The organism is Citrobacter europaeus (assembly GCF_037482245.1).
Classification (GTDB): domain Bacteria; phylum Pseudomonadota; class Gammaproteobacteria; order Enterobacterales; family Enterobacteriaceae; genus Citrobacter; species Citrobacter europaeus.
This window is the reverse complement of record NZ_CP148084.1, coordinates 3,309,508-3,324,284: the sequence shown is the minus strand read 5'-3', so window position 1 is coordinate 3,324,284 and position 14,777 is coordinate 3,309,508. Positions and strand designations below refer to the sequence as shown.

The following is a 14,777-nucleotide window of genomic DNA, read 5'->3' as shown; positions in this document are numbered from 1 at the left end:
AAAAATAAAGGCGACTTATAGTCGCCTTTTTTACTTTTGTTACTGATTTGTAAAACTTATTTGCAAGCGTCCGCCAGACCGTCGAGATAACGTTCGGCATCAAGCGCGGCCATACAGCCCGTGCCCGCAGAGGTGATCGCCTGGCGATAAATATGGTCCATCACGTCACCGGCTGCGAAGACACCCGGAATGCTGGTTTGTGTGGCATTACCGTGAATACCGGACTGAACTTTGATGTAGCCATTTTCCAGCTCAAGCTGACCGTCGAAAATGGCGGTATTCGGGCTGTGACCGATAGCGACAAACAAACCGGCAACGTCCAGTGACTCCACGTTGTCAGTGTTTTGCGTATCGCGCAGACGCAGTCCGGTAACGCCCATTTGATCGCCGGTCACTTCTTCCAGCGTGCGGTGGGTGTGCAGCACGATGTTGCCGTTTTCAACTTTATCCATCAAACGCTTGATGAGAATTTTTTCGGCGCGGAAGCTGTCGCGGCGGTGAATCAAATGCACTTCAGATGCGATATTCGCAAGATACAGCGCTTCTTCAACAGCGGTGTTGCCGCCGCCGATCACCGCAACTTTTTGGTTACGGTAGAAGAAACCGTCGCAGGTCGCGCAGGCGGAAACGCCACGGCCTTTGAATGCTTCTTCCGAGGGTAGACCCAGATAACGCGCTGAAGCGCCGGTAGCGATGATCAACGCGTCACAGGTGTATTCACCGCTGTCGCCGGTCAGACGAAAAGGACGATTTTGCAGATCAACTTTGCTGATGTGATCGAAAATGATTTCAGTATCAAATTTGGTCGCATGTTCGTGCATACGCTCCATCAGCAGGGGGCCCGTGAGATCGTGCGGATCGCCAGGCCAGTTTTCCACTTCTGTCGTTGTGGTCAACTGACCACCTTTTTCCATACCGGTAATCAGTACCGGTTGCAGGTTAGCGCGAGCAGCGTAGACCGCAGCGGTATATCCTGCAGGGCCAGAGCCCAGAATAAGAAGTTTACTGTGTTTGGTTGCGCCCATGAGATCCCCATAGTTGTTGGCAGGCAATGAGCAGGATTGTAGGGAATTTGCAGGCGTAAAAAAAGAGTATGGCGATTTTGTTAACAATATGTGTAATAGCAGAAACCGATGAGCGGGTTAATTAGGCGTAATACTATAACGATTTCTACTTAAAATCGGTCAGTTATAAGGTGATAAAATGACGATTTTCCATCACTGCGAATGAATAACTGGCATGTTGTACTAAAAATCGATGTTTTGCTTTGACAATCACCTGCTGTTTTGCGAAAACATTCAAGGAAGAAAAAAACTGTGTCATGTATATGCTGCATAATCATGCATGTAGATACCATGTTTACCGTGTTAGCGAAATCTACGCATGGTGTGGACAGATGCCATTCGTGATGTCGATAGCCGCCGACAGGCAACGGTCTTCTCACCATAAGCCCAGGCATTGCGAACCGAAAATCCCTCTGGGTTGCGGTTTATTTTGATGGGTAGCGGCTCTGAACAGTGATGTTGGTAGAGTCAGGCAGGAGTAGGGAAGGAATACAGAGAGACAATAATAATGGTAGATAGTAAGAAGCGCCCTGGCAAAGATCTCGACCGTATCGATCGTAACATTCTTAATGAGCTGCAAAAGGATGGGCGTATTTCTAACGTCGAGCTTTCTAAACGTGTGGGACTTTCACCAACGCCCTGCCTTGAGCGTGTGCGTCGGTTGGAAAGACAGGGTTTCATTCAGGGCTATACAGCGCTGTTAAACCCACATTATCTGGATGCATCACTTCTGGTTTTTGTTGAGATTACTCTGAATCGTGGCGCCCCGGATGTGTTTGAACAATTTAACTCTGCGGTACAAAAACTTGAAGAAATTCAAGAGTGTCATTTGGTTTCCGGTGATTTCGACTATTTGCTGAAAACACGCGTACCGGATATGTCGGCATATCGTAAGCTGTTGGGGGAAACCCTGCTGCGTCTGCCTGGCGTGAATGACACACGTACCTATGTAGTAATGGAAGAAGTCAAACAGAGCAATCGTCTGGTAATTAAGACGCGCTAACACGGAACAGGTGCAAAATCGACGCAGTTTGATTACACTCCTGTTAATCCATACAGCAACAGTGCCGGGGTGACCCGGTGCTGTTGTCCGTTTTAGCATCGGGCAGGAAAAGCCTGAAACCTGGAGAGCCGTTTTTGAGCCAGGAATACACTGAAGACAAAGACGTCACATTGACGAAGTTAAGCAGCGGGCGCCGACTTCTGGAAGCGCTACTGATTCTTATTGCCCTTTTTGCCGTCTGGTTGATGGCTGCCTTACTCAGCTTTAACCCTTCGGATCCCAGTTGGTCGCAAACCGCGTGGCACGAACCTATCCATAATCTGGGCGGAATACCCGGAGCATGGCTGGCGGACACGCTGTTCTTTATTTTCGGCGTCATGGCCTACACCATTCCCGTCATCATTGTCGGCGGCTGCTGGTTTGCATGGCGACACCAGGCCAGCGACGAATACATCGATTATTTTGCCGTTTCGCTGCGCATTATTGGCGTTTTGGCACTGATTCTCACCTCCTGCGGGCTTGCCGCAATCAATGCCGATGACATCTGGTATTTCGCCTCTGGCGGCGTGATCGGCAGTCTGCTCAGTACGACGCTGCAACCCTTACTGCACAGCAGCGGCGGTACGCTGACGCTATTGTGCATTTGGGCTGCGGGATTAACGCTGTTTACCGGCTGGTCGTGGGTGAGTATTGCGGAAAAACTGGGCGGTTGGTTACTCAATATCCTGACCTTTGCCAGCAACCGTACCCGCCGCGACGATACCTGGGTCGATGACGAAGAATATGAAGATGAAGACGAGTCTGTCGATGCCGCTGATGGCAAACCCCATGAATCGCGCCGGGCTCGTATTCTGCGCGGTGCGTTAGCGCGTCGTAAGCGTCTGGCGGAGAAATTTACCAACCCGCTTGGCCGTCATACCGATGCGGCGCTGTTCTCCGGCAAACGCATGGATGATGAAGACGAAATTGAATACAGCGCCCGTGGCGTTGTTGCCGATCCTAACGATGTGCTGTTTTCTGGTAATCGCGCGACGCTGCCTGAATATGACGAACTCGATCCACTGCTGAATGGTCATTCGGTGACAGAGCCAGTAGCCGCCGCCGCGGCAGCTACAACGGCCGCGCAGGCCTGGAGCGCGCCGGTTGATCCGCTGCTGCAAACATCGCCCGTGACCAGCACTGTTCTGGAACAACAGGCCCCAGCCGTAGCCTGGCAAACCGCGCCTGGCCCGCAAACCGGTGATGCGGTGATTGCACCAGCGCCAGAAGGTTATCCGCAGCCATCCCAGTACGCGCAGCCACCGGTACAACAGCAGTATGAGCCATGGCAGCAGCCGGTTGTGGAGCAGAATCCGCAGCCGCAATATTACGCGCCACAGACCGCTGAACCCGCTTATGCGCAACCCGTTGCGCCGCAACCGCAGGCGTTCACCACGGAGCAAAACTGGCAACCTGAATCCACTTTTCAGCCGGAACCTGTGCAACAACCTGTGTATCAGCAGGAAGCAACCTTTCAACAAAATTCCACGCTCCAGCAGCCTGTTTATCAGCCGGAGCCCGTGCCGCAACCTGTGTATCAGCAGGAATCAACTCTTCAACAGAACAATACGTTCCAGCAGCCTGTAGTTGAACAACCACCTGTGGTGGAATCTGAACCGCTGGTAGAAGAGGTTAAACCGACTCGTCCGCCGCTCTACTATTTTGAAGAAGTGGAAGAGAAACGTGCGCGCGAGCGCGAGCAACTGGCTGCCTGGTATCAACCGATACCAGAGCCTGTTCAGGAGCCTGAACGTATTAAGCCGTCTATGCCATCTATGCCGACGGCTGCATCCATTCCGCCCGTTGAGTCTGTTGCTGCCGTTGCGCCGCTGGCTGCCGGTGTAAAAAACGCCGCATTAGGAGCGGGGGCCGCTGCCGCAGCACCTGTCTTTAGCCTTGCGGGTAGCGGTGCGCCGCGTCCACAGGTGAAAGAGGGTATTGGTCCGCAGTTACCGCGTCCGAATCGTGTGCGCGTACCTACTCGTCGGGAATTGGCGTCGTATGGCATCAAATTGCCGTCACAGCGTATGGCTGAAGAGAAAGCGCGCGAAGAGCAGCTTGATACAGATGCGTACAGTGACGATGAAATTGATGCGATGCAGCAAGATGAGCTGGCGCGTCAGTTTGCCCAATCGCAGCAGCACCGCTATGGCGAAGAGTATCAGGATGATACCAATCACACTGATGACGAAGATTCAGCCGCAGAAGCGGAACTGGCTCGCCAGTTTGCCTCTTCCCAACAGCAACGCTATTCCGGTGAACAGCCTGCCGGGGCAAATCCGTTCTCGCTCGATGACTTTGAATTTTCGCCGATGAAAACGCTGGTGGATGAGGGCCCGCATGAGCCGTTGTTTACGCCAGGCGTAATGCCGGAGTCTGCGCCACAGTACCAGGAACCTGTCGCACCGCAGCAGCATTATCAGCAACCGACGCAGCCAGTCGCACCACAGCAGCATTATCAGCAACCGGCGCAGCCAGTCGCACCGCAGCAGCAATATCAGCAACCGGCGCAGCCAGTCGCGCCGCAGCAGCATTATCAGCAACCGGCGCAGCCAGTCGCACCGCAGCAGCATTATCAGCAACCGGCGCAGCCAGTCGCAGCGCAGCAGCATTATCAGCAGCCAGCACAGCCGGCTACACCGCCAACGCAGGATAGTCTGATCCATCCGCTCCTGATGCGTAATGGCGACAGTCGTCCGGCGCACCGTCCAAGTACGCCGCTGCCATCGTTAGATTTGCTCACACCGCCGCCGAGCGAAGTTGAGCCGATAGATACTTTCGCGCTGGAGCAAATGGCACGTCTGGTGGAAGCGCGTCTGGCGGATTTCCGCATTAAAGCCGATGTGGTGAACTACTCTCCAGGCCCGGTGATTACCCGCTTTGAGCTTAATCTGGCTCCTGGGGTTAAAGCGGCGCGTATTTCTAACCTGTCGCGAGATCTGGCGCGTTCGTTGTCCACCGCGGCGGTACGTGTGGTTGAGGTTATACCAGGCAAACCGTATGTCGGACTGGAGTTACCGAATAAAAAACGTCAAACCGTTTATCTGCGTGAAGTGCTGGATAACGCTAAATTCCGTGATAACTCATCTCCGCTGACCGTGGTGCTGGGTAAAGATATTGCGGGCGAACCGGTGGTGGCCGATCTGGCAAAAATGCCGCACCTGCTGGTAGCAGGGACAACCGGATCCGGTAAGTCTGTTGGGGTGAACGCCATGATCCTCAGCATGCTGTACAAGGCGCAGCCGGAAGACGTTCGCTTTATCATGATTGACCCGAAAATGCTGGAACTGTCGGTTTATGAAGGCATTCCGCATCTGCTGACCGAAGTCGTGACCGACATGAAAGATGCTGCTAACGCCTTGCGCTGGAGCGTCAATGAAATGGAACGTCGCTACAAGCTGATGTCAGCGCTTGGCGTGCGTAACCTTGCTGGTTATAACGAGAAAATCGCCGAAGCCGCCCGCATGGGACGTCCGATTCCGGACCCGTACTGGAAGCCGGGCGACAGCATGGATGTTCAGCATCCGGTGTTGGAAAAACTGCCGTATATCGTTGTGCTGGTGGATGAATTCGCCGACCTGATGATGACAGTTGGCAAAAAGGTGGAAGAACTGATTGCTCGTCTGGCGCAAAAAGCGCGTGCGGCGGGGATCCACCTGGTGCTGGCAACCCAGCGGCCGTCGGTTGACGTTATCACCGGTCTGATTAAAGCAAACATCCCGACGCGTATCGCTTTTACCGTGTCGAGCAAAATTGACTCGCGTACCATCCTTGACCAGGGCGGAGCGGAATCGCTGTTGGGTATGGGTGACATGCTTTATTCCGCACCGAACTCGACGATCCCAGTGCGTGTTCACGGCGCCTTTGTCCGCGATGAAGAAGTTCACGCAGTGGTTCAGGACTGGAAAGCGCGCGGTCGTCCACAGTACGTCGACGGCATTACTTCTGACAGCGAAAGCGAAGGCGGCGGTGGCGGCTTTGATGGTGGCGAAGAGTTGGATCCGCTGTTCGATCAGGCGGTAAACTTTGTGACCCAGAAACGCAAAGCCTCAATCTCCGGCGTCCAGCGTCAGTTCCGTATCGGATACAACCGAGCGGCGCGCATCATCGAGCAGATGGAAGCGCAGGGTATTGTCAGCGAACAAGGGCATAATGGTAATCGTGAAGTGCTGGCTCCGCCGCCCTTCGAATGATTGCAAAGTTAAGTAATTCAGTATTTTCTACTTTCCTCATGCTGATTTTTGGCCTGAAATGGATAGCGGAGGGATCTCCCCGTTGGGAGTGACGTATTTTGAGGAATAACGATGAAAAGAATCGCAATCACCTGTGCATTACTGTCGAGTTTTATGGTGAGCAGCGTCTGGGCTGACGCTGCCAGCGACCTGAAAAGTCGCCTGGATAAAGTCAGTAGCTTCCATGCCAGCTTTACTCAGAAGGTCACGGACGGTAGCGGCGCGGCGGTGCAGGAAGGTCAGGGTGACTTATGGGTTAAACGTCCTAATCTGTTTAACTGGCATATGACGCAACCTGATGAGAGCATCCTGGTTTCCGATGGTAAAACGCTGTGGTTCTTCAACCCGTTTGTTGAGCAGGCGACTGCGACCTGGCTGAAAGACGCTACGGGCAATACGCCATTTATGCTGATTGCGCGTAACCAGGCAAGTGACTGGCAGCAGTACAACATTAAGCAAAACGGCGATGATTTCGTGCTGACGCCAAAAACCAGCAGCGGCAACCTGAAGCAGTTTACTATCAATGTTGGGCGTGACGGGACTATCCACCAGTTTAGCGCCGTTGAACAAGACGATCAGCGCAGCAGCTATCAGCTGAAATCTCAGCAGAATGGTGCGATTGAACCCTCTAAATTCACCTTTACCCCGCCGCAAGGTGTAACGGTTGACGATCAACGTAAGTAGAGGCGTGTGAGTGAGCAATCTGTCGCTCGACTTTTCTGATAATACTTTTCAGCCACTGGCCGCGCGTATGCGGCCAGAAAATTTAGCGCAGTATATCGGCCAGCAGCATCTGCTGGCTGCGGGTAAGCCCTTGCCGCGCGCTATCGAGGCCGGACATCTGCACTCCATGATTTTATGGGGGCCGCCGGGGACGGGGAAAACCACGCTTGCCGAAGTTATTGCCCGTTACGCTAACGCCGATGTCGAACGAATTTCGGCAGTGACCTCTGGTGTAAAAGAAATTCGTGAAGCGATTGAGCGTGCGCGTCAGAATCGTAACGCGGGCCGGCGTACGATCCTGTTTGTGGATGAAGTTCACCGTTTTAATAAAAGCCAACAGGATGCGTTTTTACCGCATATTGAAGACGGTACCATCACGTTTATTGGCGCAACCACTGAAAACCCCTCGTTTGAGCTGAACTCGGCGCTGCTGTCGCGTGCGCGCGTTTACTTACTGAAATCGTTAACCACCGACGATATTGAACAAGTGCTTGACCAGGCGATGTCAGACAAAGCGCGGGGTTACGGCGGCCAGGATATCGTACTGCCTCCAGAGACGCGTCGGGCGATTGCTGAACTGGTCAATGGTGACGCGCGTCGGGCGCTGAATACGCTGGAAATGATGGCCGATATGGCCGAAGTTGATGATTCTGGCAAGCGCGTATTGAAGGCCGAGTTGCTCACTGAAATTGCCGGTGAACGCAGCGCGCGTTTCGACAACAAAGGCGATCGCTTTTACGATCTCATCTCCGCATTACACAAGTCAGTACGCGGCAGCGCCCCGGATGCGGCGCTTTATTGGTATGCGCGAATCATCACCGCTGGCGGCGATCCGCTGTACGTTGCCCGTCGCTGTCTGGCGATTGCCTCTGAAGATGTCGGCAACGCAGATCCGCGCGCCATGCAGGTGGCGATTTCCGCATGGGATTGCTTTACCCGTGTGGGACCCGCAGAAGGTGAACGGGCCATCGCTCAGGCGATTGTTTATCTGGCCTGCGCGCCGAAAAGTAATGCGGTTTACACCGCCTTCAAAGCTGCGCTGGCTGATGCCCGTGAACGTCCGGATTACGACGTGCCGGTTCACCTGCGCAACGCGCCAACGAAGCTGATGAAAGAGATGGGCTACGGTCAGGAGTATCGTTATGCCCATGATGAGCCTAATGCCTATGCCGCCGGAGAAGAGTACTTCCCGCAGGAAATGGCACAAACGCGCTATTATCACCCCACAAACAGAGGTCTTGAAGGCAAGATTGGCGAAAAGCTCGCCTGGCTCGCCGGACAGGATCAAAATAGCCCTATAAAACGCTACCGTTAGTGTTATCGTTGCGGTAATGTTGTTTCTGTATCCCTGTGACCGCAGGCTGTGGTCACTTTCTCCTATTTTAATTCGATAAGCACAGGATAAGCATGCTCGATCCCAATCTGCTGCGTAATGAGCCAGACGCAGTCGCAGAAAAACTGGCAAGCCGGGGCTTTAAGCTGGATGTAGATAAGCTGCGCGCTCTTGAAGAGCGTCGTAAAGTTCTGCAGGTACAAACTGAAAACCTGCAGGCAGAGCGTAACTCTCGATCGAAATCCATCGGCCAGGCAAAAGCGCGCGGGGAAGATATCGAGTCTTTACGTCTGGAAGTGAACAAACTGGGCGAAGAGCTGGATGCCGCGAAAGCTGAACTTGATACCTTACAGGCCGAGATCCGCGACATTGCGCTGACCATTCCTAACCTGCCAGCGGACGACGTTCCGGTGGGTAAAGATGAAAATGACAACGTCGAAGTCAGCCGTTGGGGTACGCCGCGTGAGTTTGATTTTGAAGTGCGCGATCACGTTACCCTGGGTGAAATGCACACGGGTCTTGATTTCGCTGCAGCAGTTAAGCTGACCGGCTCTCGTTTCGTCGTCATGAAAGGGCAGATCGCGCGTATGCACCGTGCGCTGTCTCAGTTCATGCTGGATCTGCACACCGAACAGCATGGCTACAGCGAAAACTACGTTCCGTATCTGGTTAACCATGACACGCTGTACGGTACAGGCCAACTGCCGAAATTCGCGGGCGATCTGTTCCACACGCGTCCGCTGGATGAAGAAGCGGACAGCAGCAACTATGCGCTAATCCCAACGGCGGAAGTGCCGCTGACCAACCTGGTACGTGACGAAATCATTGACGAAGATGCGTTGCCGATCAAAATGACCGCGCATACGCCGTGCTTCCGTTCTGAAGCCGGTTCTTACGGTCGTGACACTCGTGGTCTGATCCGTATGCACCAGTTCGATAAAGTTGAGATGGTGCAGATCGTTCGCCCGGAAGACTCGATGGATGCGCTGGAAGAGATGACCGGTCATGCCGAGAAAGTCCTGCAATTGTTGGGTCTGCCATACCGTAAGATCATCCTGTGCACAGGTGACATGGGCTTCGGCGCATGCAAAACTTACGATCTGGAAGTGTGGATCCCGGCGCAGAACACCTATCGCGAAATTTCTTCTTGCTCCAACGTGTGGGATTTCCAGGCTCGTCGCATGCAGGCGCGTTGCCGTAGCAAATCCGACAAAAAGACCCGTTTAGTGCATACGCTGAACGGTTCCGGTCTGGCGGTTGGGCGTACGCTGGTTGCGGTGATGGAAAACTATCAGCAGGCTGATGGCCGTATTCAGGTTCCTGAAGTGTTACGTCCGTACATGAATGGCCTGGAATTCATCGGCTAAGCTACCTTTCTCTGCTAAAAAAGCGCCTCAGGGCGCTTTTTTTATGCCCGTTTGACGTCGGACAATAACGACTACTCCCATAGGAGTAATACTGCCTTCGAATGAAAGTCAGTATTTATCTCTGTCTTTTAGCAAATTCAGTATTTAACAGCCTGTATATCGATATTAACGTTATATAAAAAACTATACAGCGAGTGTTTGTATTTTTTTATTGTGAGCAGCAGAGTGAGCCACTATGAAAACTAAAATCCCCGATGCCGTGCTGGCAGCTGAGGTTAGTCGCCGCGGTTTGGTGAAAACGACGGCAATAGGCGGACTGGCGGTGGCCAGTAGCGCGTTTACCCTGCCATTTACCCGTATTGCAAATGCCGCAGAAGCCCTTAATCCGTCACAGATTAATGAGAAGGTGATCTGGAGCGCATGTACGGTGAACTGCGGTAGCCGCTGCCCGCTGCGTATGCATGTGGTCGATGGTGAAATAAAGTATGTCGAAACCGACAACACCGGCGATGACAACTATGACGGTCTGCACCAGGTGCGCGCTTGTCTGCGTGGTCGCTCCATGCGTCGTCGCGTCTATAATCCCGATCGGCTGAAATATCCGATGAAACGCGTCGGCAAACGTGGAGAAGGCAAATTTGAGCGCATCAGTTGGGATGAAGCCTACGACATCATTGCCAGCAATATGCAGCGTCTTATTAAAGACTACGGCAACGAGTCTATCTACCTGAACTACGGCACCGGTACGCTGGGCGGCACCATGACGCGCTCGTGGCCGCCGGGTAAAACGCTGGTGGCACGGCTGATGAACTGCTGCGGCGGCTACCTTAACCACTACGGTGACTACTCTTCAGCGCAAATCGCTGCCGGGTTGAACTACACCTACGGCGGCTGGGCTGACGGTAACAGCCCGTCAGACATTGAAAACAGCAAGCTGGTGGTTCTGTTCGGGAATAACCCTGGTGAAACCCGTATGAGCGGGGGTGGGGTAACCTATTACCTTGAACAGGCGCGACAAAAATCCAATGCCCGCATGATCATTATCGATCCCCGCTACACGGATACCGGCGCTGGTCGTGAGGATGAATGGATCCCGATCCGTCCAGGAACCGATGCGGCGCTGGTCAATGGTCTGGCGTATGTCTTGATCACCGAAAACATGGTTGACCAACCGTTCCTCGATAAGTACTGCGTAGGTTACGACGAGAAAACCTTACCGGCCGATGCGCCGAAGAACGGTCACTACAAGGCGTATATTCTAGGGCAGGGCAAGGACGGTATTGCCAAGACTCCGGAGTGGGCGGCGCAGATTACTGGTATTCCCGCTGATCGAATCGTCAAACTGGCGCGTGAAATCGGTAGCGCTAAACCAGCATACATCAGCCAGGGATGGGGACCGCAGCGTCACGCCAACGGTGAAATAGCGACCCGCGCCATTTCTATGCTGGCTATCCTGACCGGTAACGTAGGGATCAACGGCGGCAACAGCGGGGCGCGTGAGGGCTCATACAGTTTGCCATTTGAACGTATGCCTACGCTGGAAAACCCTGTTGAAACCAGCATTTCGATGTTCATGTGGACGGACGCGATTGAGCGAGGCCCGGAGATGACGGCCCTGCGTGACGGGGTACGCGGTAAAGACAAGCTTGATGTTCCTATTAAGATGATCTGGAACTATGCCGGTAACTGCCTGATTAACCAGCATTCTGATATCAACCGTACGCATGAAATCCTGCAGGATGAGAACAAATGCGAGATGATCGTCGTCATCGACTGCCATATGACTTCCTCGGCGAAATACGCGGACATTTTGCTGCCGGACTGCACCGCATCTGAGCAGATGGACTTCGCGCTGGATGCCTCCTGCGGCAACATGTCCTATGTGATTTTCACCGATCAGGCGATCAAGCCGCGATTCGAATGCAAGACTATTTACCAGATGACCAGCGAGCTGGCGAAGCGCCTTGGCGTCGAGCAGCAGTTTACAGAAGGTCGTACTCAGGAAGAGTGGATGCGCCATCTCTACGAGCAGTCGCGCAAAGCGATTCCTGAACTGCCAACGTTTGAAGAATTCCGTAAACAAGGGATCTTTAAACAGCGCGATCCGCAAGGGCATCACGTGGCGTATAAGGCATTCCGTGAAGATCCTAAAGCTAATCCGCTGACCACGCCGTCAGGTAAGATCGAAATTTATTCGCAGCAGCTTGCTGAGATCGCGGCAACCTGGGAGCTTCCTGAAGGTGATGTGATCGATCCCCTGCCGATTTACACCCCTGGCTTTGAGAGCTTAAACGATCCGCTGGTGGAGAAATTCCCTCTGCAGTTGACCGGCTTCCACTATAAGTCTCGCGTCCACTCGACCTATGGCAACGTAGATGTTCTGAAAGCATCCTGCCGCCAGGAAATGTGGATCAACCCGATGGATGCGCAGCGACGCGGCATTAACAACGGCGACAAGGTGCGCATCTATAACGACCGCGGTGAAGTGCATATCGAGGCGAAGGTCACACCACGTATGATGCCCGGCGTGGTGGCATTAGGAGAAGGCGCCTGGTATGACCCGGATGCAAAACGCGTGGATCAGGGCGGGTGCATTAACGTTCTGACGACCCAGCGCCCGTCTCCTCTCGCGAAGGGGAACCCGTCACACACGAACCTTGTTCAGGTTGAAAAGGTGTAAGGAGTAGCCGATGACAACCCAGTATGGATTTTTTATTGATTCCAGTCGTTGCACCGGTTGCAAAACCTGCGAACTGGCCTGCAAAGATTTCAAAAATTTAACCCCTGAAGTCAGCTTCCGCCGCATTTATGAGTACGCAGGCGGTGACTGGCAGGAGGACAACGGCGTCTGGCATCAGAACGTCTTTGCCTATTACCTCTCCATTGCCTGTAACCACTGTGAAGATCCGGCCTGTACCAAGGTATGTCCGAGCGGTGCGATGCACAAACGTGAAGATGGCTTTGTCGTAGTCGATGAAGATGTGTGCATTGGCTGTCGGTATTGCCACATGGCCTGTCCTTACGGCGCACCGCAGTACAACGCTGAAAAAGGGCACATGACTAAATGTGACGGCTGCCATGAGCGCGTCGCTGAAGGCAAAAAACCTATCTGCGTGGAGTCCTGCCCACTGCGTGCGCTGGATTTTGGTCCGATTGAAGAGTTGCGCAAAAAACACGGTACTTTAGCAGCGGTCGCGCCACTGCCGGGCGCGCACTTTACCAAACCGAGTATTGTCATCAAACCTAACGCCAATAGCCGCCCGACCGGGGATACAACAGGTTATCTGGCTAATCCGAAGGAGGTGTAAGATGGGAAGTGGATGGCATGAATGGCCGCTGATGATCTTCACGGTCTTCGGACAGTGTGTGGTTGGCGGCTTTATCGTTCTGGCGCTGGCATTGATGAAAGGCGACTTACGCCCAGAATCGCAGCAGCGCGTGATTGCCTGCATGTTCGGGCTGTGGGTATTAATGGGCATTGGCTTTATTGCTTCCATGCTCCATCTGGGCTCGCCGATGCGCGCTTTTAACTCACTCAATCGCGTAGGATCTTCTGCATTAAGTAATGAGATTGCCAGTGGCTCAATTTTCTTTGCTGTTGGCGGTATCGGCTGGTTGCTGGCTACGTTGAAAAAAATGTCGCCCGCATTACGTAATCTGTGGTTAGTTGTCACCATGGTGCTGGGCGTGGTTTTTGTCTGGATGATGGTACGCGTGTATAACACCATCGATACCGTGCCGACCTGGTACAGCGTCTGGACGCCGCTGGGCTTCTTCCTGACGATGTTTATGGGCGGGCCGCTGCTGGGATATCTGTTACTCAGAATTGCTGGCGTGGATGGTTGGGCAATGCGCCTGCTGCCGGCTATCTCAGTGCTTGCTCTGGTCGTGAGCGCCATCATGTCTGTCATGCAGGGGGCTGAACTGGCGACGATCCACAGTTCGATTCAACAGGCTTCTGCGCTGGTTCCGGATTACGGATCGCTGATGGCGTGGCGGATTGTGGCGCTGGCATTAGCGCTGTGCTGCTGGATTGTGCCGCAGGTGAAGGGCTACCAGCCTGCCGTTCCGCTGCTTTCCGTGGCGTTTATTTTGCTTCTGGTCGGTGAGCTGATTGGTCGTGGCGTGTTTTACGGTTTGCATATGACCGTTGGTATGGCGGTGGCGGGTTAATTTATAGTATCCCGGATTAACTCAAGTCTTATCAGGCCTGCACGATCTGTAGGCCTGATAAGTGAAGCGCCATTAACAATACATCAGGCCAGGGGGGTCGCCCTGGTTTTACTTCTGCTTGGTCAACGTGTCGTAGCTGGTCATCAGATTGCGATAATCCGGAATGTGATTCGAGAACAACGTCGCCAGACCTTCGACATCGTTACGCCAGTCGCGGTGCAGCTCACATGCGACGCCGAACCATGTCATCAATTGAGCACCGGCCTGCGACATCCGATCCCATGCTGAATGGCGGGTAATTTCATTAAATGTGCCTGAAGCATCGGTGACAACAAAGACGTCAAAACCTTCTTCAATCGCCGAGAGCGCAGGGAAGGCAACGCAAACTTCCGTCACGACACCGGCGATAATCAGCTGCTTTTTGCCGGTCGCTTTTACTGCTTTCACGAAATCTTCGTTATCCCACGCGTTAATGTTTCCGGGGCGAGCAATATAAGGCGCATCGGGAAATTGAGCTTTTAGTTCCGGCACCAGCGGCCCATTTGGTCCAGTCTCAAAACTGGTTGTCAGAATCGTCGGGAGTTTGAAGTATTTTGCTAAGTCACCGAGAGCAAGCACGTTGTTTTTAAATTTATCGGGATCGATATCCCGAACCAGAGAGAGCAGGCCAGCCTGATGGTCGACCAGCAGTACTGCCGCATTATCTTTATCAAGTCTTACGTAAGGTTTAGTCATGGTATTTCTCCTGTTCTGCATCGGTGGGGGAAATTTGATGAGTTTAAGTCTACGAAAAGAACGATATTTGGATTAGATAGATAAATAAGAACTCACTGTTCTATTTTG

General features: G+C 53.2%; 10 protein-coding genes. 8 read left to right on the top strand and 2 right to left on the bottom strand.

Annotated features, from left to right (window positions below):
• Positions 1 to 56: 56 nt before the first annotated feature.
• Complete coding sequence (trxB, locus tag WHR59_RS15725; protein WP_016152427.1) at positions 57 to 1,025, bottom strand: thioredoxin-disulfide reductase; 969 nt, start codon at positions 1,023 to 1,025, stop codon at positions 57 to 59.
• Positions 1,026 to 1,572: 547 nt separating this feature from the next.
• Between trxB and lrp the strand changes: the two genes are divergently transcribed.
• The 8 genes from lrp to WHR59_RS15685 all read left to right on the top strand — a co-directional run bounded on the left by lrp (position 1,573) and on the right by WHR59_RS15685 (position 13,934).
• A complete protein-coding gene (gene lrp / locus WHR59_RS15720) occupies positions 1,573 to 2,067 on the top strand; it encodes a leucine-responsive transcriptional regulator Lrp (RefSeq protein WP_002439523.1) in 495 nt (164 codons plus the stop codon).
• Between the two features lie 134 nt (positions 2,068 to 2,201).
• Complete coding sequence (gene ftsK, locus WHR59_RS15715) at positions 2,202 to 6,299, top strand: DNA translocase FtsK (RefSeq protein WP_338843287.1); 4,098 nt, start codon at positions 2,202 to 2,204, stop codon at positions 6,297 to 6,299.
• 111 nt (positions 6,300 to 6,410) lie between these two features.
• Positions 6,411 to 7,022 carry an outer membrane lipoprotein chaperone LolA gene (lolA, locus tag WHR59_RS15710; RefSeq protein WP_043015744.1) on the top strand — a complete coding sequence of 204 codons (612 nt, stop codon included), beginning with the start codon at positions 6,411 to 6,413 and terminating at the stop codon, positions 7,020 to 7,022.
• Between the two features lie 10 nt (positions 7,023 to 7,032).
• Positions 7,033 to 8,376, top strand: a complete 1,344-nt coding sequence (gene rarA, locus WHR59_RS15705; RefSeq protein WP_048212145.1) for a replication-associated recombination protein RarA — start codon at positions 7,033 to 7,035, stop codon at positions 8,374 to 8,376.
• 92 nt (positions 8,377 to 8,468) lie between these two features.
• On the top strand, positions 8,469 to 9,761 hold the full coding sequence (serS, locus tag WHR59_RS15700; RefSeq protein WP_003831902.1) for a serine--tRNA ligase: 1,293 nt from the start codon (positions 8,469 to 8,471) through the stop codon (positions 9,759 to 9,761).
• Positions 9,762 to 9,996: 235 nt separating this feature from the next.
• On the top strand, positions 9,997 to 12,441 hold the full coding sequence (gene dmsA / locus WHR59_RS15695; RefSeq protein ID WP_080625462.1) for a dimethylsulfoxide reductase subunit A: 2,445 nt from the start codon (positions 9,997 to 9,999) through the stop codon (positions 12,439 to 12,441).
• Positions 12,442 to 12,451: 10 nt separating this feature from the next.
• Positions 12,452 to 13,069, top strand: a complete 618-nt coding sequence (locus tag WHR59_RS15690) for a DMSO/selenate family reductase complex B subunit (protein WP_003035741.1) — start codon at positions 12,452 to 12,454, stop codon at positions 13,067 to 13,069.
• Position 13,070: 1 nt separating this feature from the next.
• Positions 13,071 to 13,934 carry a dimethyl sulfoxide reductase anchor subunit family protein gene (locus WHR59_RS15685; RefSeq protein ID WP_043015747.1) on the top strand — a complete coding sequence of 288 codons (864 nt, stop codon included), beginning with the start codon at positions 13,071 to 13,073 and terminating at the stop codon, positions 13,932 to 13,934.
• Positions 13,935 to 14,042: 108 nt separating this feature from the next.
• Here the strand turns inward: WHR59_RS15685 and ycaC are convergent, their stop codons facing one another.
• The gene (ycaC, locus tag WHR59_RS15680) at positions 14,043 to 14,669 is read right to left on the bottom strand and encodes an isochorismate family cysteine hydrolase YcaC (RefSeq protein WP_043015748.1); all 627 of its coding nucleotides are present in this window, start codon (positions 14,667 to 14,669) and stop codon (positions 14,043 to 14,045) included.
• Between the last annotated feature and the right edge of the window lie 108 nt (positions 14,670 to 14,777).